The sequence below is a fragment of the Ferrimonas marina genome (assembly GCF_900129905.1).
Classification (GTDB): domain Bacteria; phylum Pseudomonadota; class Gammaproteobacteria; order Enterobacterales; family Shewanellaceae; genus Ferrimonas; species Ferrimonas marina.
On record NZ_FQXG01000008.1, the window covers coordinates 277,628 to 300,419 of the forward strand.

The 22,792-nt window shown below is 59.8% G+C and carries 16 protein-coding genes; 10 read left to right on the top strand and 6 right to left on the bottom strand.

The annotated features are described in order from the left end of the window. Positions 1–6: 6 nt before the first annotated feature. The 3 genes from BUC04_RS19415 to BUC04_RS19425 form a co-directional block, all read right to left on the bottom strand. Entirely contained in the window at positions 7–1,806 is a 1,800-nt protein-coding gene (locus BUC04_RS19415) for a M48 family metallopeptidase (protein WP_067664838.1), read from the bottom strand. After that, entirely contained in the window at positions 1,806–2,402 is a 597-nt protein-coding gene (locus BUC04_RS19420; RefSeq protein ID WP_067664840.1) for a LemA family protein, read from the bottom strand. Before BUC04_RS19420 ends, BUC04_RS19415 begins: the two co-directional genes overlap by 1 nt. Before the next feature lie 120 nt (positions 2,403–2,522). Then, a complete protein-coding gene (locus BUC04_RS19425) occupies positions 2,523–5,111 on the bottom strand; it encodes a glycoside hydrolase family 3 protein (RefSeq protein ID WP_067664842.1) in 2,589 nt (862 codons plus the stop codon). 355 nt (positions 5,112–5,466) lie between these two features. Between BUC04_RS19425 and BUC04_RS19430 the strand changes: the two genes are divergently transcribed. The 9 genes from BUC04_RS19430 to BUC04_RS19475 all read left to right on the top strand — a co-directional run bounded on the left by BUC04_RS19430 (position 5,467) and on the right by BUC04_RS19475 (position 18,884). Further along, positions 5,467–6,798, top strand: coding sequence for a GH1 family beta-glucosidase (locus tag BUC04_RS19430; RefSeq protein ID WP_067664845.1), 1,332 nt, complete (start codon positions 5,467–5,469; stop codon positions 6,796–6,798). A 33-nt stretch (positions 6,799–6,831) separates the two neighbouring features. Further along, positions 6,832–8,160 (top strand): glycoside-pentoside-hexuronide (GPH):cation symporter, encoded by a 1,329-nt coding sequence (locus BUC04_RS19435; protein WP_067664847.1) that lies wholly within the window; start codon positions 6,832–6,834, stop codon positions 8,158–8,160. Between the two features lie 50 nt (positions 8,161–8,210). Continuing rightward, complete coding sequence (locus BUC04_RS19440; protein ID WP_067664849.1) at positions 8,211–9,212, top strand: LacI family DNA-binding transcriptional regulator; 1,002 nt, start codon at positions 8,211–8,213, stop codon at positions 9,210–9,212. A 315-nt stretch (positions 9,213–9,527) separates the two neighbouring features. After that, entirely contained in the window at positions 9,528–12,518 is a 2,991-nt protein-coding gene (locus BUC04_RS19445; protein ID WP_067664850.1) for a TonB-dependent receptor, read from the top strand. A gap of 743 nt (positions 12,519–13,261) precedes the next feature. Next, a complete protein-coding gene (locus tag BUC04_RS19455) occupies positions 13,262–14,842 on the top strand; it encodes a tryptophan halogenase family protein (RefSeq protein ID WP_067664853.1) in 1,581 nt (526 codons plus the stop codon). 32 nt (positions 14,843–14,874) lie between these two features. Then, positions 14,875–15,600, top strand: a complete 726-nt coding sequence (locus BUC04_RS19460) for a SapC family protein (protein ID WP_067664855.1) — start codon at positions 14,875–14,877, stop codon at positions 15,598–15,600. Positions 15,601–15,614: 14 nt separating this feature from the next. Then, positions 15,615–16,622 carry a cupin-like domain-containing protein gene (locus BUC04_RS19465; protein WP_067664857.1) on the top strand — a complete coding sequence of 336 codons (1,008 nt, stop codon included), beginning with the start codon at positions 15,615–15,617 and terminating at the stop codon, positions 16,620–16,622. A 40-nt stretch (positions 16,623–16,662) separates the two neighbouring features. Further along, a complete protein-coding gene (locus tag BUC04_RS19470; protein ID WP_067664859.1) occupies positions 16,663–18,156 on the top strand; it encodes a tryptophan halogenase family protein in 1,494 nt (497 codons plus the stop codon). 2 nt (positions 18,157–18,158) lie between these two features. Continuing rightward, positions 18,159–18,884 (top strand): DUF6445 family protein, encoded by a 726-nt coding sequence (locus BUC04_RS19475; RefSeq protein WP_067664861.1) that lies wholly within the window; start codon positions 18,159–18,161, stop codon positions 18,882–18,884. A 46-nt stretch (positions 18,885–18,930) separates the two neighbouring features. Here the strand turns inward: BUC04_RS19475 and metQ are convergent, their stop codons facing one another. The 3 genes from metQ to metN are packed head-to-tail and all read right to left on the bottom strand — an operon-like array spanning position 18,931 to position 21,436. Then, entirely contained in the window at positions 18,931–19,725 is a 795-nt protein-coding gene (metQ, locus tag BUC04_RS19480; protein WP_067664863.1) for a methionine ABC transporter substrate-binding lipoprotein MetQ, read from the bottom strand. A gap of 33 nt (positions 19,726–19,758) precedes the next feature. Further along, positions 19,759–20,412, bottom strand: coding sequence for a methionine ABC transporter permease (locus tag BUC04_RS19485; protein ID WP_067664865.1), 654 nt, complete (start codon positions 20,410–20,412; stop codon positions 19,759–19,761). Next, positions 20,402–21,436 carry a methionine ABC transporter ATP-binding protein MetN gene (metN, locus tag BUC04_RS19490; RefSeq protein WP_067664867.1) on the bottom strand — a complete coding sequence of 345 codons (1,035 nt, stop codon included), beginning with the start codon at positions 21,434–21,436 and terminating at the stop codon, positions 20,402–20,404. Before metN ends, BUC04_RS19485 begins: the two co-directional genes overlap by 11 nt. A gap of 221 nt (positions 21,437–21,657) precedes the next feature. On the opposite strand from metN, the gene gmhB reads away from it, so the two are divergent. Continuing rightward, a complete protein-coding gene (gene gmhB / locus BUC04_RS19495) occupies positions 21,658–22,215 on the top strand; it encodes a D-glycero-beta-D-manno-heptose 1,7-bisphosphate 7-phosphatase (protein ID WP_067664869.1) in 558 nt (185 codons plus the stop codon). Positions 22,216–22,792: the final 577 nt, after the last annotated feature.

The following is a 22,792-nucleotide window of genomic DNA, read 5'->3' on the forward strand; positions in this document are numbered from 1 at the left end:
TCTCTGTCAGTGTTTCGGATCCAGGGAATCGATCACCGGGGCGTCCAGCATCAGGGCCAGGGCCTGCAGCAGCACTGCTTCGGCTTCGGTGACCTCACCATCGTGCTCGACACAGAGCCGGAACGCCTGCATTACCCGCCGTTTTTTCTCCGGGGTATAGCCCCGCAGGTGAGCCCATTGCTGCTCGGCCGCCTGCCAAGGGGCCTGTTCCGGCAGCTTGGCCAGGTAATCCCCCAGACTGTTGGTACCGCGGTGGAAGGCGCGGCTGCGCTCCTCATCGCTGTCATGGCCAACATGGGCGAGCAAACCGAGCATGGTTTCTGCCGCCGCCCGGCGCTGCGCCTGACTGGCGCGGGGGGCGGTTTGATCCACCAGGTAATGGTGCAGCAACTGCCAAACGGACCAACGCAGCACCCCTTCCGGCTTGCGCTGCCAGCACTGGGTTAGCTGCGACATCAGTTGCTCCAACTGCGGCTCTGACAACTGCTTCAGCGCAGGCAAAGCCAGTTGTAGCAGGCCCAACTGCTGCTGGGGCGACAGTGGCTCGAGTGCCTCGCGGAAGCGGTCAATGCCGCGGCGTACCGCTGGAGCGATGCCATCAATGGTGTCACCACTGGCGCCGGGCCACAGCAGGGCCAGGGCCAGTTCACGGGCGTCTTCCGGCTCACGGGCGCGTTGGGTCAGCGGCGCGGGCAGCTGCTGTAGCAAGGCGGCGCCAAGCACCAGTTGCTTGAACACCTCCTGGCGTGGCGCTTTGGCTCTCGGGGTGGGACTTTGGCTGGCACTGCGCCCTTGCCTTTGCTGCATCCGCTGCACCACCGGGGCGTACTTGCCGTCCCAGCCCGGCTCAATGGCGTAGATCCGCTTCTCCAGTGGCGGGTGGGTGGAAAGCATGCCCGTCATGGCGTTGTAGGCACCAAAGAACAGGTGGCTGGTTTCGCTGGCCTTGGGGTGGTCGATGCTGCTGTGGCGCGCATCGGCGCCGATCAGCTTCAAGGCATCGGCGATGCCGCTGGGGTTACGGGTGAACTGCACCGCGGAGGCATCCGCCAGGTATTCACGCTGGCGGCTGACGGCGGCCTTAATAGCGCGGCCGAACAGGGCGCCGATGCTGCCGAGGATCAGCACCGCCAGGCCGATCAGCGCAGCCTGGTTCGACTCTTTGCTGCGACCGCGGGCGTACATCATAAATTCGCCCATCTGGCTGAGGAACAGGATCCCCGCCAATACCGCCATCAGGCGCAGGTTGAGTCGCATGTCGCCATTGAGGATGTGGGAAAACTCGTGGGCGATCACCCCCTGCAGTTGCTCACGATTGAGCTTCTCCATGCAGCCACGGGTGACGCCAATCACCGCATCCGCCGGGCCATGTCCGGCGGCAAAGGCATTGATCCCGGACTCGTGGGCCAGCAGGTAAACCGGCGGCACCGGCATACCCGCGGCCAATGCCATCTCTTCCACCACGTTGCGCAGCCGCTGCTCGGCCGGGTCGTCGGTATTGGCGCTGATCCGTTGGCCTCCCAGCGACTCGGCTACTGCCGCGCCACCGCCGCGCAATGACAGCCACTTGAACAGGCTGACCAGGGCGATCACCACAATGATGATGGCGGAGATGGTCACCGTGGTGGGGGAGAGCAGCTGTTGACTCAGGCTGCTGGCCTGGCCTGGAGCGGTGTTATCGAAGGTGAGCACCAGGGCGATCACCGTGTTTATCGCCACCACGATGGCCAGGACGGCGAGCACAAACAGCAGCACCAGCAACCCGGTACGCTTGCGGGCCTGCTCCTGTTGGGCAAAGAAATCCATTAGAACTGTACTTTGGGCGCGGCCTGGATCTCGGCGCTGTCCTCAAACTCCAGCAGGTTGGCGTCGTCATCGTGGCCGAACATGCTGGCGAACAGCACCGGTGGGAACTGCTGCTTGTAGCTGTTGTAGGCGGTGACGGCGTCGTTGAAGGCCTGACGGGCAAAGGCGACGCGGTTTTCGGTGGTGGTCAGCTCCTCGGAGACCTGCATCATGTTCTGGTTGGCCTTGAGCTCTGGATAGGCCTCCATCACCACATTAAGGCGGCCCAGGGCGGCAGTCAGTGCGCTCTCGCCGCCGGCCAGCTGGGCCATCGCGGCGGCACCGGTGGGGTTGTCGTGGGCGCTTTGCAGGCCGGCCATCGCCTGGTTACGGGCGTTGATCACCGCTTCCAGGGTGTCCTTTTCATGTTTCATGTAGCCCTTGGCGGTTTCCACCAGGTTGGGGATCAGGTCATAGCGCCGCTTGAGCTGAACCTCGATCTGGGAAAAGGCGTTTTGATGGCGGTTTTTCAGGCTCACCAGTTTGTTGTAGATGCTGATTAGGTAAAGAACCACCACCACCAGCAGGGCGGGGAAGATCAAGGTGGAGAGCGACATGATGACTCCTAACTATTCGATGTTTCAGAGGTTAACGTTAGGAAAGATAACAGGAAATGTGTGACAAGTGGACGAGCCAGTGTTGGCGGCGGCCAGGCTGCCGCCGCCAACAAACTGAGTTTACGGGGTTTCGCAGCGCACGTCGGCGCTTTGGGCCTGTTGCGGCACCAGGGCGACTTTACCGAAACTCACCTGCTGCTCAGTGCCACTGGCCAGCAGGAACGGGGAGGTCACGTTGCCAAAATCGATGCCCTGCTGGGCAAAGCAGGCAAGATCGACACTGACGGTGCCCCACTGCTGTGACAGGGCGTCGATGGCGGGCTGGATCTCCACCTGGGCCCAACACTCGGCGCCACTTTCGCACACCATACCCAGCTGCACCGGACCAGTCAGCGGTGCTGCCGCGTGCAGCTCTACGGTCAGGGCGGAGCCCGCCTCGATGTGGGCACGAAGGTCTTCGGCAAAGTTGGTGCCCAGCATGGCCCAGCCTGTGCCTTCACCGGTGAAGGCGAGCAGGCGGGTGTCTTCCTGGACGTCGCGGTCCTGGGTGCTGATGGTCACCGCAGCGTTGGATTGCTGGCTGCTGCGGATCGGTGCGGTGCTGGGACCGTTTTCGCCCCATTGACCCAGTGCCATCTGCCAGGGGGACTTGGCGGATTGCTCGAACAGCACCAGGCTCGCCAACTGGCTCGGATCTTGGCCGTTGTCCTCGGACAGGTTGTTGGCCAGGGTGCTGGCTTGGCCGGCCTTGAGGCCAAATCCGACCGGCAGCAGCGGCGCGTTGTCCGCTTGCTGGCGCATTGCGACATTATCGTCCACTGCGTTGGGCCAGGAGAAGGGCAGGGTGCCGGTGAAGTCGTGACGTACCTGGCCTTGCGGGTCGCGAACCAACACATCCGCCACGCCGGCACCTTCACTGCCCGGCAGCCAGGCCACCACGAAGGCGTCGGAGGCGTTTAGCTCCGGATTCACCCACAGCGGGCGACCGGTGAGGAACACGGAGATCACCGGGATCCCTTCCGCCTGCAGGCGCTTGAGCAGGGCCAGGTCACGTTTCTGACCGCGCTGGTACTCCAGGTTGGCCACGTCGCCGTTGCCTTCGGCATAGGGCTCTTCACCGAACACCACCAGGGCGACGTCGGGACGGTCGTCACCTTGCCACTCGCCCTGGACACTCAGCTGGGTTTCGCCACCGGCGGCAGCGACGGCCTCAGCGATGCCCTGGTAGATGGAGGTGCCACCGGGGAAGTCACTGTTCTGGTTGCCGGTGCCTTGCCAGGTGATGGTCCAGCCACCGCTTTGCTTGCCGATGTTGTCAGCACCGTCTCCGGCCACCAGTACCTTTTGGCTGCCATCGAGCGGCAGCAGGTCGTCGTTATTCTTGATCAGGACCAGAGACTCACGTACGGCCTGACGCGCCACGGCGCGGTGCTCGGCGCTGCCGATCAGCTCGGTCTTGCCGGACAGCGGGCGTTGGGCCGGGCTGGGCTTGTCAAACAGGCCGGCACGGAATTTCACCCGCAGGATCCGGCGTACCGCGTCATCAATGCGTTCCTGGGCGATCTCGCCGGACTGCACCTGGGCGATGGTGTTGTGGTACAGCGGCTTCCAGGCGTCGGTGGGCACCATGTAGATATCCAGGCCGGCGTTAACCGCTTGAGGACAGGATTCGTTGCTGCAGCCGGCAACCTGGCCGTGGCCATTCCAATCGCCAACCACCAGGCCGTCAAAGCCCATGCGGGCCTTAAGCACGTCGGTCATCAGGTAGGCATTGCCGTGGTTTTTCTTGCCGTGCCAGCTGTTAAAGGAGGCCATCACGGTTTGTGCGCCGGCGCCGAGGCCACCGACGTAACCCTGACCATGCACCTCGATCAGCTCCTGCTCGGAGACCAGGCTATCACCCTGGTCATCACCGCCCTCGGTACCACCGTCACCGACGAAGTGTTTCACCGTGGCAATCACCCGTTGATCGGAAAGGAAGTCGTCATCCACCGCACCCTGCAGGCCTTCGACGATGGCTGCGGAGTAGTCCCGTACCAGTGCCGGATCCTCAGAGTAGCTCTCGTAGGTTCGACCCCAGCGCTCGTCCATCGCGACCGCGACGGTCGGCGCAAACACCCAGTCGATGCCAGTCACCATCACCTCCCTTGCCGTCACCGCCGCGATGTCCCGGATCAGATCCGGGTTGCGGGCCGCACCCAGGCCGATGTTATGGGGAAACAGGGTGGCACCGATGACGTTGTTGTGACCGTGCACTGCGTCGGTACCCCACATGGTGGGGATGGCGATGCCATCCAGGCTGTCGTCGATGGAGGCCTGGTACATCGCTTCGGCCAGGTCGATCCAGTCCTGGGCGGTGGCGTGCTTGTTGCCATCCGGGAAGGAGCCGCCGCCATTGAGGTAGGAACCAAAGCCGTACTCGCGCATCTCCTCGGGCGTGATGTCGCGGATCTCCGGCTGGATCATCTGCGCGACCTTCTGCTCCAGCGTCATGGTGGCCAACAGATTCTCCACCTGCTGCTCCAGGGCGTCATCCTGTTGCAGCGGCGAACCCATCTTCGGCCACAGGTTGATGTCCGTGGCTTGGCCATCAACCAGGTAGCCGTTGGGGGAGTTGCCCGGAGGGGCGTCGTTGCCGGACTCGGTTTGACTGCAGCCTGACAGCAGCAGTGCCACCATTACTGCGGTACCATGAATGCGCGAGCTCATAGAGGTCCTCTTCCTTACACGCCGGCGTGGTATCCCGGTGTGGTCCTTAAAAATGGCACCCCAAATCCAGGGGCTGGGCACCAGACTAAATTAATTCAGTGAGTTAACAATCATTTTCATTTGCTTGTTGACCTTCATATCGACACCCCTTAGTCTCATGAAAGCGCTTTCATTGTTGGTGCAATGTTGTCGTATTGTCAACGCCGACCAGCAAACCCAGCAGAGACGACGGTGAAGGGGATTCTTCATTTGGGCTGTGCGTCGCTCTGATACCGGGATAAGCATCAGAACCAGATAGCCACATCGCCAGGCCAAAGCGCGGCTGCGATGGAAAGGAAAAGGAACGGTCTACGCCATGAAGCTCTCTTTGCCACACAGCTCGCCGATGCGACGCAAAGCCTTTACCTATGGGGTGGCCACCGCCTCATTTCAGATCGAAGGGGGGGCCGAACATCGTCTGCCCTGCATCTGGGATACCTTTTGCGCCACACCGGGCAAGATCCGGGATGGCTCCGATGGCCAGGTCGCCTGCGATCACTTCAATCGCTGGCGCGAGGATCTGGACCTGATCCAGTCGCTGGGGGTCGATGCGTATCGCTTCTCCATCGCCTGGGGGCGGATCCTGCACCAGGATGGCAGCGTCAACGAGGCCGGGGCGCAGTTCTACCTGGACCTGCTCGACGAGATGAATCGGCGCAACATTAAGGCCTATGTCACCCTCTATCACTGGGATCTGCCCCAGCACCTGGCAGATCAGGGCGGCTGGCTCAACCGTGAGACTGCCTACCAGTTCCGTGATTACGCCGATAAGGTAACCCGTCTATTCGGTGACCGTGTTCACGCCTACGCCACCTTCAATGAACCCTTCTGCAGTGCCTACCTGGGCTACGAGGTGGGCATTCACGCCCCCGGTGAAGCCTCAGCCGCGAAAGGCCGACAGGCGGCGCACCATATCCTGCTGGCCCATGGCCTGGCGATGCCGGTGCTGCAGCGCAATGCGCCTAACGCTCTCAATGGCATCGTGTTGAACTTCACCCCCTGCTACCCGTTGACCGACAGCGACGCTGACAAGGCGGCGGCGGACTACGCCGACGACTACATCAACCAGTGGTATATCAAGCCGCTGTTCGATGGTGAGTACCCAGAGATAATCCAGTCTCTGCCTGAGGCGGTGCAGCCGCAGATCCAACCGGGCGACATGGAGATCATCGCTCAGCCGCTGGACTTCCTTGGGGTCAATTTCTACACCCGTGAGATGTACCGTGCCGCCGATTCCGCCCCTTACGAGTCGGTCATCGTCGAAGGGGTTGAGCGTACCGACATCGGCTGGGAGATCTATCCCCAAGCCTTCACCGACCTGCTGGTATCGCTGAACGAGCGCTACCGCCTGCCGCCCATCTACATCACCGAAAACGGCGCCGCGATGGCGGATCAGGTGGTGGACGGGGAGGTGCCAGACGAGGACAGGATCCGGTACTATCAAGGCCACCTGGCTGCCGTGGACAGCGCCATTTCACAAGGTGTGGATGTGCGCGGGTACTTCGCCTGGAGCCTGATGGACAACTTTGAGTGGGCCGAAGGCTATCTCAAGCGCTTTGGCCTGGTGCGGGTGGATTACGACACCCAGCAGCGCACCATCAAGGCCAGTGGCTACGCCTACCGAGATTTTATCGGTGAGCGGGACTGACAGAATAACAATAAGTAAAACAGGGACGTCGCAATGGTAAGTGCAAAAGAGAAGATCGCCTACGGGCTGGGGGATACCGCCAGCAACATCGTGTTTCAGACGGTGATGCTGTTTCTCACCTTCTTCTATACCGATATCTTCGGGATCTCGCCGGCCTTCGTCGGCACCATGTTCCTGCTGGTCCGGGTGGTGGACGCCGTCACCGATCCGCTGATGGGCAGCATCACAGATCGAACCCAAACCAAGATGGGCAAGTTCCGGCCCTACCTGTTGTGGTTCGCCCTGCCGTTTGGGGTGATCAGCGTGCTGGCCTTTACCACGCCGGATCTGTCTCAGAACGGCAAGATGGCCTACGCCTTTGTCACCTACACCCTGCTGATGATGGCCTACACCGCCATCAATATTCCCTACTGCGCCCTGGGTGGGGTGCTCACCGACGATCCGAAAGAGCGCGTATCGGTGCAGTCTTACCGCTTTGTCTTTGCCATGCTCGGTGGCCTGCTGGTCTCCAGCCTGACCCTGCCGCTGGTGGACTTCTTTGGCCAGGGCGACAGGGCCAAGGGCTATCAGCTGACCATGTTGGCGATGAGCTGTCTGGGTGTGGTGCTGTTTCTTCTCTGCTTTAAGGGCACCAAGGAGCGGCTGCATCCGCCGGCGGAGCAAAATGGCAGCTTCAAGACCCTGTTTGGCTCGTTGTGGCAAAACGATCAGTGGCGGGTACTCTGCCTGGCGGCGTTCTTCCTGCTCACCGGCAACGTGCTCAAAACCACCTTGGCTATCTATTACGTCCAGTACTACCTGGGTGCACCGGATATGATCACCCTGTTCATCACCTTAGGGATGGTGGCCAACATCTTTGGCTGTATGGCCGCGCAACCGCTGGCTAAGCGGGTGTGTAAGGTGAAGGCCTACATCAGCCTGCAGCTGTTGGCTGCGGTGGTCTGTGTCCTGGCGTACTGGATTAAGGGCGACCAATTCGTACTGGCGGTGGGTGCCTACATGCTCTGGTGCGGCCTGTTTAACATGGCCACGCCGCTGCTTTGGGCCAAGATGGCGGACACAGTGGACTACGGTCACTACAAGACCGGGGTTCGGATCACCGGCCTGGTGTACTCCTCGGTGATCTTCTTCATCAAGCTGGGCCTGGCGGTGGGCGGTGCGGCGGCAGGGTGGCTGCTGGCGGGCTACGGCTATCAGCCGGACTCGGTGCAAACGCCCGAAGCACTGCATGGCATCCTGATCTCCTTTACCCTCTACCCGGCCATCGGCTCGCTGGTGGTGGCGGTGGTGATGCGCTGGTACAAGCTGGACAACCAGAAAGTGGCCCAGATGACCCTGGAAACCAATAGTGTGGCACGCTAACTGAGTGTTAGACTGCGTCCGAAAATTCAACGGTGGTGAATAGGGAGAGTATGGCTACCATCTACGACGTCTCTGTGATGGCGGGTGTTTCGCTGGCGACGGTGTCGCGAGTGGTTAATAACAACGCCAAGGTCAGCGAGAAAACCCGGCTCAAGGTGCTGGAGGCAATGGAGAAGCTGGATTACCGGCCCAATGCCACCGCGCGCTCACTGGCGTCCAATCGTTCTGACAGTGTCGGCGTTTTGGTGTCCCAGCTGGAGGGTCCCTACTACGGCACCATGATGCAGCAGATCGAGGAGGCGCTGCGCAGCGCTGGCAAGCACGTGATCATCGCTGCCGGCCGCTCTGATGAGGCGCTGGAGAAGGATGGGGTCGAGTTCCTGCTGGACCGGGGCTGTGATGCCCTGGTGCTGGACGTGGAGGCGGTCACTGATGAGTACCTGGTGCAGCTGGCCAAGGGCCGCACCCCCATCGTGCTGATCAACCGCTACATCGATGCCATTCAGGACCGCTGCATCTACCTGGACAACGAGCAGGGGGGTTACCTGGCCACCTCGCACGTAGTGTCTCTGGGCCATCGTGACGTCGCCTACGTCTCTGGGCCGCTCTACAAGCTCGATGTGCGCCAGCGTATTGCCGGACATAAGCGGGCCCTGGCCGAGGCGGGCATTGACTATGATGAGCGCTATTTCGTCGAAGGCGACTTTGCCGAGGACGGTGGCGCCGCCGCGATGGAAGCCCTGCTTGAGCGGGGCGTACCGCTTTCCGCGGTTGTCTGTGCCAACGACCGCATGGCCTCCGGTGCCATTGCGGTGTGCCTGGAGCGTGGCTTGAGTGTACCTGGCGACATCTCGGTGATGGGGTACGACAACAACCCCTTACCGCGCTACATCTCGCCCACCATGAGCACCATCAGCAACCCCATCCATGAGATGGGCAAGATGGCGGCCCACTGGGTACTCAAACACGTTTACCAGGTGGATGTGGCCATCGCCTTTGAATTCATGCCAACGCTGATCCCCCGGGGCTCCACCGCGGTGAAGACGCCTTAACAACTCCCCACATCTGACGCCAGCACACGGTCTGAACTGGCGTCATTTTCCCAGATTTATGAATTGGATACCCCCATTTGGTGGTGTCCTTTCCTGCATTCCTTATAAAAATCAGTCATTTATCATTGTTGCAACAATTTAACACAAACAATCAATAATTTATTGACATGAATGCGCTTCCCATCTAGGGTGAATGTAAGCGCTTTCACTCGGCGCTGACTTGAACTGAACAGCCGACAGGGCAGTAGAGGCGTGTTCAAAACGAATCAAATAATCAGAAGGTTGTACCTGAGACGACACAACAGGGGAGAAGGGATGACGTCTGTTACCTTTAAGAAGACCAAGCTGGCGACCAGTCTGTCGCTGGCTTTGGGCGTAGGTGTCATGGCACCTGCACACGCCGAAGAAGAGGGCTCCACCGACAACGTAGAGGTAATTGAGGTACGTGGTCTGCGGGGCAGTGTGGTCAAGTCCATGGACATGAAGCGCGGCTCTGACGGCATCGTCGACACCATCAACGCAGAGGACATCGGTAAGTTCCCCGATTCCAACCTGGCGGAATCGCTGCAGCGTATCACCGGTGTGGCCATCGACCGTCAAAACGGTGAGGGTAGCCGGGTTACCGTGCGGGGCTTTGGTCCGGATCAGAACCTGGTGTTGCTCAATGGTCGCCAGATGCCGGTAACCACCGGCTCGCGTTCGTTTGAGTTTGATAACATCGCCTCCGAGGCGATCAGCGGCGTGGTGGTTGAGAAGACCAGCACCGCCCACAACCCCACCGGCGGCATCGGTGCCACCATCGACGTGCTGACCCAGCGCCCGCTCAACGCGCCGGGCATGAAGGCAAGCTTCGGTGTGAAAGCGCTGGATGATACCTCCGCCGAGGACGGCTCCATCACCCCTGAGCTCTCTGCTCTCTACTCCAACACCTTCGCTGACGACAAGTTCGGTGTGCTGGTTTCTGCCAGCTACCAGGAGCGGGAAAGTGGCAACCGCCAGGCCCAGGTGGGCACCGGCTGGCGTAGCTTCCCGGGTGTTGTTGATCAGGACTGGAGTGGTAACAACGCCGAATGGGGTGGGGTACCTAAGGACGACAACCAGATCAATCGCCCCGGCGATGACGACGTTTACTCCGTTCCCCAGACCACCATCTACCGCTTCGAAGAGCAGCAGCGTGAGCGCCTTAACGGCCAGCTGGTACTGCAATACGAGCCGATCGAATCCGTTCGCGCCACGGTGGATTACACCTACATGCGCAACGACGTCGACACCCAGCACAACGACGTGTCTGCCTGGTACAACTTTGTGCCCAGCCAGAGCACCTGGAGCGATGGCCCGGTATCTTCCCCGCTGGTGTACTCCGAGCTCTACCCGGGCGGTGGTGTTGACCTCTCCATGGCGGCCGGTCATTCCGCGACCCGTGATGAAGGTGGCTCCCTGGGCTTTAACGTCACTTGGGATGTTAACGACCGCCTGAGCCTGGAGCTGGATTACCACGACTCCTACGCCGAGCAGACCCCGAATGGCCCTTGGGGCAGCAACGCCAACCTCAGTACCGCGGCCTTTATCCGTAACAGCTCCGCCACCGATTTCACCGGTGATATCCCGGTGCTGGCAGTGGGTACCGACAAGCCGCTGGAGCCCACTGATATGGTGGTGACCGGCTCTGTGTTCGGTAATGCGCAAAACCGTGCTGAGATTGAGCAGTGGCAGCTGCACGGCAGCTACTACATCGGTGAAGGCGGCAGCAGCATCGACTTCGGTGTGGCACTGACCACCGTCAGCAACCACACCCAGGAAGTGAACGTCCAGCGTAACGACTGGGGTGGCGTAGGCTCCCCGGGCGATATGGACCCGGCCTGGTTCCCGGCGGATACCGTTCTGGACAAGTTCGATGGCTCCATGGGCGATTTCTCTGACTACCAGGGTGATGCCAGCACGACGCCGCTGAACACCATCTTCATGTGGGACTTCGAGGCGGTGCGTGCCTTCGCTGCGGAGAACTACGACTCCAGCGTGGTGGGTGATTGTGGCAACGGCTTCTGCCCCTCCACCAACTACGATATTGACCGCTTCACCGAGGAGGAGTCGCTCTCTGCCTACTTCCAGTACAACCTGGAAGGGGAACTGGGTTCTCGTCCGTACGACTTCCACGTAGGTGTTCGCTACGAGGATACCGATGTCACCTCCACCTCCAAGGTGACCAACTACACCACGGCTACCTGGATTGCGGAGACCGAGATCGCCCTCAACGCGGACGGTTCGGTATTTGATACCGCCACCGGTAACTACGACTACTGGCTGCCGAACGTCAACTTCAACATCGAGGTGATCGACGACGTTTACCTACGTGCCGCCTACAGTCAGACCATTGGTCGTCCGGACTACACCTCCATCCAGGGCGGTACAGTACTGGGTACCCTGGCCAACCGGGGTGGCGGTAGCGGTGACGGTGGTAACCCGGGGCTGCTGCCGCTGGAATCCACCAACTATGACCTGTCGGCCGAATGGTACTTCACTGAAGCAAGCTACGTGTCCGTGGGCTTCTTCATGAAAGAGGTGACCAACTTCATCGACTCTACCCCGTTTGAGGAATCCTTCGGCATCGCCGACCCCTCCAACGGTCAGTACGTCAATGAAGCGATCGCCGCCGGTGCCACCACCGCCATCGAGCAGCGTCAGTGGATCTTCGACAACTACGGTCCTAACTCTGCTAACCCGGATCCGAACGTCACCATGAACCCGGCCAACGGCAACATCGAGATCACCGGTGGTGCGAATGATGAGGACATGTCGTTCCTGATTACTCGTCCGAGTAACGATGATCGTGAGCAGACCATCGATGGTTGGGAATTCGCACTGCAGCACTTCTTCGGTGATACCGGCTTTGGTTTCCAGGCCAACTACACCCTGGTGAATGCGGATGAAGAGTACAACAACTTCAACCTCAACCGCCCGGGCGATGACCCGCAGAACGTGATTGTTGGTATCTCGGACACCGCCAACCTGGTGGCCATGTACGAGAACTACGGTTTCCAGGTGCGGGTTGCCTACAACTGGCGGGATGAGTTCCTCAACTCCACCGGTCAAGACACCGGTGCCAACCCTCAGTACACCGAGGCCTACTCCCAGATCGACTTCAACGTCAGCTACGACATCCCTGTCGTGGATGGCCTGACCGTCTTCCTGGAAGGGATCAACGTGACCGAAGAGGAAACCCGAGTACACGGACGCAGCTCTTACCAGGTGTTGAACTACACCGAGACCGGCGCCCGTTATGCCCTGGGGGCTCGCTACACCTTCTAATGTGTGACTCTGTCACTCTCCTTGGGAGGCAACGTTTATCGTTGCCTCTTTTTTTGTTTCTATTTGAGTTAACTGGTATTCCAGCTGATCTCATGATCTAAATTCTCTTTGCTAATAGCTTTGCCGGGTTGCCGGGTTGCCGGCAGCAACCAAAGGGGCGTTCCGCCCCCTTGGAACCCCCGTTTGCCTCCAGTCGTCGCTATCCTGCACTTTCATGCCCCAAGTCTGCGGCTCTGGCTTGAGTCGACATCCTTGTCTCCGCAAGCCACTCAGGCCATCCAGGCCTTCGACCTGGCCTTGGGCCACTACGTTTGGGCGACCTGTCATGCAGGATGCATCAATGCCGTGAGTGCATGGATGCACAGGAACGGCCAAGTCGGCGAAGTGCTGGCGGGGCACGATGAGCTGCTATCAACAATAGTTTTCATGGAGTTCAGCTGCGGGCTAGGACCAAGTCCATTTTTGTCTTCAGGGTGGTTTGCTCAGGCCCAGAACCGCCTTGCTGATTCCGCCGACAAGGGGATTTGCACTGGCCAGGCGGTGATGATCAGACCAGCTCGGGTTTTCCTTTCCTAGACGCCTCTATCGGTTTGTGTTTTTAATGGTGTGTAGTAAGGTGGATAAATAAATGTAAGCGGTTTCATGGCGGAATGTTTCCGTTGGGATTGGGCCGCTCGCCGGTCGTCTGTGGCCTGGATGCCACAAACGCAACGCTTGTCTGCAGTAGGGTTGAATAACCAGAGATGCAAAATCCGATTCAACGTGTCGTGATTGTCGGTGGTGGTGCCGCCGGGTGGCTGACCGCTGGCGTGCTGGCGGCCAAGCACAACGCCGACCAGGGCCGTTTGGCGCCCACACCGCCGCTCTCCATTACCCTGATCGAGTCGCCGGATGTCCCCACCGTGGGGGTAGGCGAGGGGACCTGGCCGTCGATGCGCTCCACCCTGGAGACCATCGGGATCCGGGAAACCGAGTTTCTTCGTTGTTGCGATGCCAGCTTTAAGCAGGGCTCCCGCTTTCGCCACTGGGGCCTGGACGATGCTCGTCGTTTGCAGGAGGGGGTGTCCGATCAGTACCTGCACCCCTTCACCTTGCCCCAGGGGCAAAACCAGCTGAACCTGGCCGATTTCTGGCTGCCCTTTCGCGAACAGGTCACCTTCTCGGAAGCGGTATGCGCCCAGGAGGCGATCAGCCAGGCGGGTCTGGCCCCCAAGACCCTGACCACCCCGGAGTACCATTTTCATCTTAACTACGGCTATCACCTGGATGCCGCCAAGTTCGGTCAGTTACTGCAACGCCACTGCACCGAAAAGCTGGGGGTTACCCATCTGCAGGATCATGTTGTCGAGGTGGTGTCCCACCCCAGTGGTGACATCGCCCAGGTGATCACCCAGGGCAAGGGGGCTGTTGAGGGCGATCTCTTTATCGATTGCAGCGGTCGCCAGTCCATGTTGCTGGGTCAACATCTGAAGGTGCCCTACATCAGTCAGAAGTCGGTGCTGTTCAATGACCGGGCGATGGCGCTGCAGGTGCCTTATCAACGCGCGGATGACCCCATTGCCTCCTGTACCCTGTCCACCGCCACTGAACATGGCTGGATCTGGGACATCGGCCTGCCCAAACGCCGTGGCGTCGGCGTTGTGTTCAGCGCCGATCACTGCAGCGAGGCGCAGGCGGAGCAGCATCTGGCGCACTACCTCGGTGGTAGCATCCCCAAGGGCCTGACCCCTCGGATCATCCAGTACCGTCCCGGCCACCACCAGGTGTGCTGGCAAAACAACTGTGTGGCGGTGGGGATGGCCGCCGGCTTTATTGAGCCGCTGGAAGCCTCGGCGTTGGCGCTGATCGAATGGACAGCTAACGCGCTGGCGGATCAGTTCCCCCGGGATCGGGCCGCGATGCCGCTGTTGGCCCAACGGATGAACCGGCGCTATCGCCAGCACTGGCATCAGATCATCGAGTTTCTCAAGCTGCACTATGTGCTCAGTCGACGGGAGCAAGGGGCGTATTGGCGCGATCATCGTGACCCCAGTACCTGCCCGGACTCGCTGCTGGAGCAGCTGGACCTGTGGCAGTACCAGCCACCGGGGGACCAGGACGTCGCCATCAAGCAGCCGCTGTTCCCCGCCGCCAGCTACCAATACGTGCTCTATGGCATGGGCTTTGAAACCCAGGCCATGGCGCTAATGAAGCCGTCCGACAAGGCATTAGCCCGACGGCTATTTGATGAGAATCAACAACAGGTCGCCAAACTGCAGCGGCTGTTACCCAGCAACCGGGCGTTGCTGGACCAGGTAAGCCAGTACGGCTTCAACAAAATATAACGATTAGACAGTGCCATATCAGGGAGAGAGTCATGGGCAACCACGTTTTACTGAATAGTGCGGAACACAAGGATCTTAAGGTCGTCACCCAGTACGGTGAGGCCTATGGGGACAACATCTGGTTTACCCTCACCTTTCCGCAGGAGTTTCGCAGCGTACAGGCCCACTACCCGGTGTTCTTCCACAAGGATCCTAAGACCGGCCAATTCCACTGTGTGGCGCTGTTTGGCCTCAAACACAACGAGAACCTGTTCCTGGATGAGCAGGGTTGGAACGCCTCCTACATTCCACTGACCGTACGCCGTCAGCCCTTCTTGATCGGCCAGCAACGGATCCACGATGCCGGTGAGGCCTTTACTCAACGGGTGATCCACATCGATATGGACAGCCCCCGCATCAGTGAGACCGAAGGGGAGGCGTTGTTCCACCCCTACGGCGGCAACACGCCCTACCTGGAGGAGGTCGCCGACATGCTGGAGGTGATCCACCATGGTCTGGAGGACAGCAAGGCCTTTGTCGAGCTGCTGCAGGAGCACGACTTGCTCGAGTCCTTCACCCTGGAGATCGAGCTGGATAACGGCGATAAGCACAGTATGCACGGCTTCTACACCATCAACGAGCCGGTGTTGGAGAGCCTCTCTGCCGAGGTGCTGGATAGCCTGCACAAACAGGGCTACCTGCAGGCCATCTACATGGCACTGGCCTCCCAATCCAACGTGCGAGACCTGATGAACCGGGTCAACCAGCGGCTGAGCTAAGTCCGGAGGCGGTGATGAAAGCGGTAGAGCGGATCAACGGCAGCGAAATATCCGATCTGGATGCGCTGATCCAGTCGCGGACCAGCCCCCTGGTGCTGGAGGGCTACTGCCGCCACTGGCCCCTGGTCCAGGCCGGCCTGAACTCAGACCGGGCAGCGATGGATTACCTGCTGACCCACTACACAGGCCAGCCCATCACCGCCTACCGTCTGGCCCCGGAGCATCGTGGTCGGGTGTTCTATAACGACAGCGTCGATGGCTTTAACTACGAGGCCGGTCACCTGACCTTGGGCCAGCTGTTGTCCGCCCTGGCGGCAGAGATGGAAAAGTCGGAGCCCTGTGGGATCTACATGGGCTCCACCAACCTGGCTCAGTGGTTCCCCACCATGGTGGCAGAGCACAGCCTCAATCCTGGGGGTGTCAATCCGGTCGGCAACCTGTGGCTGGGCAACCAGACCCGGGTGGCGGCCCACTACGACTTTCCCCAGAACCTGGCTTGCAACCTGGTGGGGGAGCGGGTCTTCACCTTGTTCCCTCCGGAGCAGGTGGACAACCTCTACGTCGGACCCTTGGAGTTTGCCCCCGGTGGCCAGGCGATCAGCATGGTGGAGCTGGCCAATCCGGATCTTGAACGCTTCCCCCGCTTCGCCGAAGCGCTGGCGGTGGCTTCCGAGGCGGTGCTGGCCCCGGGGGACGTCTTGTATCTGCCCAGTATGTGGTGGCATCACGTCGAGGGGCGGGCGCCACTGAATGTGTTGTTGACCCATTGGTGGCGGGATACCCCAGGCTACCTGGGGCGGCCGGAAAACGCCTTACAGCACGCCATCTTGGCCCTGCGTAACCTGCCGGCGGAGCAGCGTCAGGCTTGGAAGGCGCAGTTTGAGCATTACGTGTTTGATCATGATGGCAGCGCGCCGGCCCATCTGCCGGAAGCGTCTCAGGGGATGCTGCGCATGCCGATGGATCCGCCCAGCGCCCAGCAGGTCAAAGCGGATCTGTTACACAAGTTAAAACGACAATAGCGACCCAAGCCGGGCGCTGTAGGACAGGGAGAGAAGTCTTATGAACCAGCCACCGATGCGCGTTGTGGTGGCCGGCGGGGGTACCGCCGGCTGGATGACCGCCGCGGCCTTGGCCAAGTTGATGGGGAAGCGCCTGGATGTGGTGCTGGTGGAGTCGGATCAGATCGGCACCGTTGGGGTGGGGGAGGCGACGATCCCCACGCTGCACATCTACCATCGCTTGCTGGGCCTGAAGGAACAGGATGTGATGGCCGCCACCAACGCCACCTTCAAACTGGGGATCCAGTTTGAGAACTGGCGGGTGCAAAACGAAAGCTACCTGCACTCCTTTGGCTTCTTGGGTAAAGAATGCTGGGCCTGTGGTTTCCACCATTTTTGGCAAAAGGGCAAGGCGCTTGGCATGGTCAGCGAGATCGGCGACTACTGCACCGAGCACCTGGCCGCCCGGGAAGGGCGCTTTGCCGTGTTGCCCAACCAGGATTACAACCACGCCTACCATATGGATGCCACCCTCTATGCCAAGTTCCTGCGTAAGCTGGCAGAGCAGCATGGTGCCCGCCGCATTGAGGGTAAGATTGAGTCTGTGACTCAGTGTGCTGAAAGCGGTGATATCCAGGCGCTGGTGCTGGAGAACGGCGAGCGTATCGACGGGGATCTGTTCATCGACTGCACCGGCTTCCGTGCCCTGCTGATTGAGCAAACCCTCAACACCGGCTACGACGACTGGTCGCATTGGCTGCCCTGTGACCGGGCCATCGCGGTGCAAACCAAATCCGTCAGCAACCCGCCGGCCTACACCCGCTCCATCGCGCACGCCTCCGGCTGGCAATGGCGCATCCCGCTGCAAAGCCGGGTGGGCAATGGCATGGTGTATTGCAGCAAGTACTGGAGCGACGAGGAGGCCAAGGCCACCTTGCTGGCCAACCTAGAAGGCGAGCTGCTTAATGAGCCGCGGGTGATCCAGTTCCGCACCGGCACCCGGCGTCAGCACTGGAATCGCAACTGCATCGCCATCGGCCTGGCCAGTGGCTTCCTGGAGCCGTTGGAGTCCACCAGCATCCACCTGATCCAGCGCAGTATCATCCGTTTAATGCAACTGTTGCCCAGTGGCGGCAGCTACGAGGCGGAGCGCAACGAGTTCAACAGCCAGACCCTGGAGGAGATGGCCAATATCCGTGACTTCATTGTGCTGCACTACAAGGCCACCGAGCGGGACGACAGCCCATTCTGGCAGCACTGCAAGCGGATGCCGGTACCCGAGAGTTTGGCCCACCGCATGAACATGTTTGAGGAGGCCGGCAAGGTGTTCAAGCATGGCCCGGACCTGTTTGGTGAAACCTCCTGGGTGCAGGTGATGATGGGGCAGGGGATTGAGCCAAAATCTTACCATCCCATCGTGGATATGATGTCCGATCACGAGTTGGAGGGCTTTTTGGGAGGGATCAAGGGCCGGGTCACCAAGAAGGTCTCCTCTTTGCCGCCCCATTTTGACTTCGTTGCCCATTATTGCCCGGCTAAACCTCAGGAGTCATAGCGATGTTGAGCACACCGCATCAGGCTCCCTTTGCCTTGAATCGACAGAGCGAGCCACAGATACGGCGCATCGGTCTGGAGCAAACACCGGTGATCCAGATCGATGACTTTTTAATGGATCTGGAGCCGTTGCGACAGGCAGCAGAGCGAGCCAGCTTTGAGCCGGACCCGCAGACTTACTATCCGGGGATCCGTGCGCCGCTGCCAAAAGCGTACGTAGTGGATACGGTGCAGTACCTGATCCCGTTGCTGCAGCGGGTTTATGGGATCCCGAGACAAGCCAGGATGCAGCCCCGGGGGTTTTGTTTCTCCTTGATTACTCAAGCGCCAGAATCCCTTAAGCCGCTTCAGTGCCTGCCCCACTTTGACACACCGGATCGGTTTCACTTTGCCATCTTGCATTACCTGAATGCACCGCCCCATGGCGATACCCTGTTCTTTCGTCATCGGGCATCGACATTCGAACGGGTTGGCCAGGAGCGGATGGATGATTATTTTGACCAGGGGCGCGATGCCCTGGCCGAGGTGAAGGCGAATGAGCCTGGCTATCGTACCGGCAGTGACAGGCATTATGACTGTTATGACAGGGTCAGTTACCGGGCGAACCGGCTGGCAATCTACCCCGGCAATCTGTTGCACTCCACTGCGGTGATGGCTGAGCAGGACATTGACCCTTCACCGAGCAGCGGGCGCCTGACGGCGAATCTGTTCATCTCGTTTCAGGTGTAAGACAAAAAAAAGAGGCCCTAAGGCCTCTTTTTTTGATGCGGATGGCTTACCAGCCTTTGACGATGTTGCCGTCAAACAGCTCGTTGGCCTTGGTGTGCACCTCTTCGCTCTGGTACGCCTCGATGAACTGGGCAATACGCTCGTCATCCTGGTTGTTGCTGCGTGCCACGATCAGGTTTACGTACGGGCTGTCCTTGTCTTCCACGAACAGGCCATTGCTCTCCAGGGTCAGGCCGGCTTGGCCTGCGAAGGTGTTGTTGATCACCGCGAAGCTCACGTCCTGCAGGGCACGGGGCAGTTGAGCCGCTTCCAGTTCCAGGATCTCCAGGTTCTTCGGGTTTTCTACCACGTCACGCGGGGTCGCGGCGATGCCCACGCCCTCTTTCAGGGTCAGCAGGCCCTGGGATTCCAGCAGTACCAGGGAGCGGCCCAGGTTGGTCGGATCGTTGGGCAGGGCCACCTTGGCGCCGTCTGCCAGCTCACTCAGATCGCTGATGCTGCTGGAGTAGGCGGCGATGGGGTAAACGAAGGTGTTGGCGACCGCCACCAGGTCGTAACCACGGGCTTCTACCTGGCCGTCCAGGTAGGGACGATGCTGGAAAGCGTTGATGTCGATGCTTCCATCGTTGAGCGCGGCGTTCGGGGTCACGTAGTCGGTGAACGGCACGATCTCTACATCCAGGTCAAACTTGGCCTTGGCCAGCTTAGCGGCCACTTCGGCAACCTGGGCTTCCGGGCCCGCCATGGCACCCAGCTTCAGGGTGTTGGAGTCGCTACCACCACAGGCGGTCAGGGCCAGCAGGGAGGCCGCGGCAAACAGGGATTGGATGGTCTTCTTCATGACTTGTTCCTTCTCGTTATTTGTTCTTGTTGATTAGCGGTGGTCGATGCGACGTACCAGTGCATCGCCCAGGGATTGGATCAGTTGTACCAGCACCAGCAGGATGACGATGGTAGCCAGCATCACGTCGAGTTCAAAGCGGTAGTAGCCATAGCGGATCCCCACGTCGCCCAGACCGCCGCCACCGACCGCACCGGCCATGGCGGAGTAGCTTACCAGGGTGACCAGGGTGATGGTGATGCTGTTAACGATGCCAGGCAGGGCCTCAGGGATCAGCACCTTCTGAATGATCTGGCGCGGTGAAGCGCCCATGGTTTCTGCCGCCTCCACCAGACCGGCAGGCACCTCCATCAGCGCTCCCTCAATCAGACGGGCGATAAAGGGGATGGCACCCACGGTCAGCGGCACAACAGCGGCCATAGTGCCGATGCTGGTGCCAACGACCATGCGGGTGAACGGGATGATGGCCACCAGCAGGATGATAAAGGGCACGGAGCGACCGGCATTGACGATGACGCCCAGGATGCGGTTGATGGTGAGATTCTCCATCAGCTGACCGGCCTTGGTCAGGTGCAGGATGACACCCAGGGGGATCCCCAGCAGCGCGGCGATCAAGCCAGAGAGAAAGACCATCTGCAGGGTCTGCACGGTGGCGCCCCACAGCAGCGGGATCAGATCACTGGACATAGCCGAGCACCTCTACATCAATGTTGTGTTCTACCAAGAAGGTCTTGGCTTCTTCAATGCCGCGTTCGTTACCCATCAGCTCGGCCAGCATCAGGCCAAACTTGGTACCGCCGACATACTCCATCTGTGCGCTGAGGATGCTGATGTCGATACCAAAGCGCTTGGCCGCCTGGGTAATCACCGGAGCATCCACACTGTCGCCACGGAAGCTGAGGCGAAGAAGGGGCTTACCATTCTCTCCGGGCTCTTCGGTCAGCGCCTGACGGAAGCTCTCCGGCAGATCCAGATGCAAGGTGGAAGCGATAAAGCGGCGGGCCAGCTCGGTGCGGGCGTTGGCGAAGAAGGGCCCAACCTCGCCCTGCTCAATCAAACGGCCACCATCGATGATGGCGACCCGATCACAGATCTGCTTAACCACTTCCATCTCATGGGTGATCAGCAGGATGGTCAGACCCAGTCGTTGGTTGATGGTCTTGAGCAGCGCCAGAATGGACTTGGTGGTCTCCGGGTCCAGTGCAGAGGTGGCTTCGTCACACAACAGCACCTTGGGGTCGTTGGCCAGGGCACGGGCGATCGCCACGCGCTGTTTCTGGCCGCCAGACAGGTTCGCCGGGTAGGCGTCGACCTTCTCTGCCAGGCCCACCAGATTGAGCAGTTCCTTAACCTTGCGCTCGATCTCCGCTTTGTCCTCACCCGCCAACTCCAGCGGCAGCGCCACGTTACCGAACACGGTACGGGAGGCGAGCAGATTGAAGTGCTGGAAGATCATGGCGATCTGTTGGCGCTGACGACGCAGCTCCTTGGCGGGCAGGGTGGTCAGGTCGACGCCATCGATCAGCACCTGGCCACCGTCGGGACGCTCCAGCAGGTTGACGCAACGGATCAGGGTACTTTTACCGGCGCCGGAGCTGCCGATAATGCCGAAGATGCTGCCCTGGGGCACATGCAGATCCGTGGGCTTCAGCGCCGCGATGATCTGGTCCTTCTGGCGAAAGGATTTATGGATGGCTTGCAGTGTGATCATTGGATGATCGCCCTTGTTATTCTGGTTGGCGCCGGCCTCGGCGTGTGGGGGCAGTTTAAGTAGCCGTCCAGAAGTCTGTCAACGGACATTTAGACATTTAGCCGTCTAAATGTGATTGTTGCCGAACTTTTCACCAGATTTCGTTGTTCTTGCCAGTTTGCCAATGGCGGGGGGAAAGGGGATACTTTGCCGCCTTATTACAGAGACACTATGGAGACACCATGAGAAAGACGGTTTTCTTAGACCGGGATGGCGTGATCAACATCGATCACGGCTATGTACACACACCGGAGCAGTTTGAGTTTGTACCCGGTGTGTTGGAGGCGTGCCATCGCCTGGTCGAAGCCGGCTTTCAATTGATCGTGGTGACCAACCAGTCGGGCATTGCTCGTGGCTATTACGACGAGGCCCAGTTCGCCAAGCTGACCGAATGGATGCAAGCGCAGTTCGCCCAGGCCGGCGCGCCCTTAACGGCGGTCTATTACTGCCCTCATCATCCTGAGAAAGGGATTGCCCCTTATGTCACCGCCTGTGATTGCCGTAAGCCCGAGCCGGGCATGCTGCTGCGCGGCAAAGCGGAGCACCAGGCCGATATGGCACAAAGCTATATGGTTGGTGATAAAGCCGACGACATGACCGCCGGCAAATCCGCTGGGGTTAAAGCCAAGATCCTGGTGGAATCCGGTAAAAGCGTGACCGAGCGGGGCATCGCCCTGGCTGACCAGGTTTGCCCGGCATTGCCACAAGCGGTGGAGTGGATCCTTTCCCAGGACGATTAATCGCCTGGGGAAGGGGGAAACAGGGCGGATTCGCCGGCTTTTGCGTCACACAGCGTGAATCCTGACCAGTCGTTCGAATTCATTGAAATTGGCGCTTGCCATCGGCAAACACCGCCCTATAATGCGCTCCCTGTCGACGGGGCACGGTGACTCACTCAGTGAGGACAGCAGCCCACGAACATTGGGCGAAAGGCTTGGTTGTTCAAAATGTCGACGGTCGAACGGCCTCGTTGAAAAACGGCTTGACGACTGGAGGAGATTCACTAGAATGTGCCTCCTGCTTCGGCAACGAAGCAACGCTCTTTAACAATTTGTCAGACAATCTGTGTGGGCACTCACGCAGGATTGAGAAATCATCATTTTCTCGATGCTACTGAGTGACTGCACAACATGCAGAGTAATTTGGTCTTCGGACTAAATTATCAATTCAGTATTCATTGAGTACGTCTTGCTCTTCGGAGCAGGACGCTAAATCAAAATCTTTAATTGAAGAGTTTGATCATGGCTCAGATTGAACGCTGGCGGCAGGCCTAACACATGCAAGTCGAGCGGCAGCGACAACATTGAACCTTCGGGG

What these genes read in the sequence shown, in the direction of transcription:
- BUC04_RS19485 (WP_067664865.1), bottom strand. Translation starts at nt 20,412, where the DNA reads ATGTCCAGTGATCTGATCCCGCTGCTGTGGGGCGCCACCGTGCAGACC.
- BUC04_RS19460 (WP_067664855.1), top strand. Translation starts at nt 14,875, where the DNA reads ATGGGCAACCACGTTTTACTGAATAGTGCGGAACACAAGGATCTTAAG.
- BUC04_RS19430 (WP_067664845.1), top strand. Translation starts at nt 5,467, where the DNA reads ATGAAGCTCTCTTTGCCACACAGCTCGCCGATGCGACGCAAAGCCTTT.
- BUC04_RS19440 (WP_067664849.1), top strand. Translation starts at nt 8,211, where the DNA reads ATGGCTACCATCTACGACGTCTCTGTGATGGCGGGTGTTTCGCTGGCG.
- BUC04_RS19470 (WP_067664859.1), top strand. Translation starts at nt 16,663, where the DNA reads ATGAACCAGCCACCGATGCGCGTTGTGGTGGCCGGCGGGGGTACCGCC.
- metQ (WP_067664863.1), bottom strand. Translation starts at nt 19,725, where the DNA reads ATGAAGAAGACCATCCAATCCCTGTTTGCCGCGGCCTCCCTGCTGGCC.
- BUC04_RS19465 (WP_067664857.1), top strand. Translation starts at nt 15,615, where the DNA reads ATGAAAGCGGTAGAGCGGATCAACGGCAGCGAAATATCCGATCTGGAT.
- metN (WP_067664867.1), bottom strand. Translation starts at nt 21,436, where the DNA reads ATGATCACACTGCAAGCCATCCATAAATCCTTTCGCCAGAAGGACCAG.
- BUC04_RS19445 (WP_067664850.1), top strand. Translation starts at nt 9,528, where the DNA reads ATGACGTCTGTTACCTTTAAGAAGACCAAGCTGGCGACCAGTCTGTCG.
- BUC04_RS19455 (WP_067664853.1), top strand. Translation starts at nt 13,262, where the DNA reads ATGCAAAATCCGATTCAACGTGTCGTGATTGTCGGTGGTGGTGCCGCC.
- BUC04_RS19425 (WP_067664842.1), bottom strand. Translation starts at nt 5,111, where the DNA reads ATGAGCTCGCGCATTCATGGTACCGCAGTAATGGTGGCACTGCTGCTG.
- BUC04_RS19475 (WP_067664861.1), top strand. Translation starts at nt 18,159, where the DNA reads ATGTTGAGCACACCGCATCAGGCTCCCTTTGCCTTGAATCGACAGAGC.
- gmhB (WP_067664869.1), top strand. Translation starts at nt 21,658, where the DNA reads ATGAGAAAGACGGTTTTCTTAGACCGGGATGGCGTGATCAACATCGAT.
- BUC04_RS19420 (WP_067664840.1), bottom strand. Translation starts at nt 2,402, where the DNA reads ATGTCGCTCTCCACCTTGATCTTCCCCGCCCTGCTGGTGGTGGTGGTT.
- BUC04_RS19415 (WP_067664838.1), bottom strand. Translation starts at nt 1,806, where the DNA reads ATGGATTTCTTTGCCCAACAGGAGCAGGCCCGCAAGCGTACCGGGTTG.
- BUC04_RS19435 (WP_067664847.1), top strand. Translation starts at nt 6,832, where the DNA reads ATGGTAAGTGCAAAAGAGAAGATCGCCTACGGGCTGGGGGATACCGCC.